The sequence below is a fragment of the Gemmiger formicilis genome (assembly GCF_016901605.1).
Taxonomy (GTDB): domain Bacteria; phylum Bacillota; class Clostridia; order Oscillospirales; family Ruminococcaceae; genus Gemmiger; species Gemmiger formicilis_B.
The window spans coordinates 1-940 of record NZ_JACJKP010000336.1; the positions used below are offsets into that span (position 1 = coordinate 1).

Sequence of the window (940 nt, forward strand, 5' to 3'; positions counted from 1 at the left end):
TCTGCGTGCAGTCCGGTGATATGCTCAACTTCCTGATCGGTACGCTGCTCTCGATGGTATCTGCTTTTGTGATCACCTGGGTGTTCTCCAAGAGCAAGCGGCTGAATGCGGAACTGGCTGTTGACAGCGAAACCGCTGCCGCCTGATTGCGCCTGTTTTGGCGGATTCTGTTGCTTTTTTCCTCCCGGCGCTTTGGACGTACGCTCCGTCCGGAGCGCCTTTTTTAATAGAAAATACAAATTGTAATATAATATAAAATATGACGAATTGAATACTTTTGCTCTGGCTCGGTGCAGCACGCCGGCCTGGCAAAAGAAAAACAGCCCGGCCGGGAAGGTCGGGCTGTTTTGGTTGGGCATAGTCTGCCGGCAGAATCTGTGGCCAGGCAGGGGATTACCCGGCCGCCGGGGCGGGGTTCACGTGGATCATCACGTGTTTTACTTCCGGGAACGCCTGTTCCACTTCGGTGTGTACCTGTTCGGCTACTTCATGAGCTTCCCGCAGGGTCTTGTCGCCGTCCACCTGAATCTCCAGGTCGATGTACACTTTGTTGCCGAACATCCGGGTATGCAGCAGGTCTACCCCTTCCACGCCGGGGCGGGCGGCCACATAGGTCCGCAGTTTTTGCTCGTATTCCTCCCCACAGGAGGTGTCCAGCAGCTTGTTGATGGCGTCCTTCAGAATGTCGTAGGACACTTTCAAAATAAACAGGCAGATCACCACGCTGGCCACCGAGTCCAGTACCGGGAATCCCAGCATGGCACCGGCAATACCGATAAGAGGCCCGATGGAGGAGAAGGCGTCGGACCGGTGGTGCCACGCATCCGCCATGAAGGCCGAGGAATGGATCAGCAAGGCATAATGGCGGGTATACCAGTACATGGCCTCCTTGCCGGCGATGGAGACAATGGCGGCTGCCAGTGCAATGGCGCCGGGCACA

At 56.4% G+C, this 940-nt stretch carries 1 protein-coding gene; it reads right to left on the reverse strand.

Annotated features, from left to right (window positions below):
• Nucleotides 1–393: 393 nt before the first annotated feature.
• Nucleotides 394–940, reverse strand: a 547-nt coding sequence (locus H6B10_RS14685) for a cation diffusion facilitator family transporter (RefSeq protein ID WP_204652274.1), incomplete at its 5' end; no start/stop codon positions are given.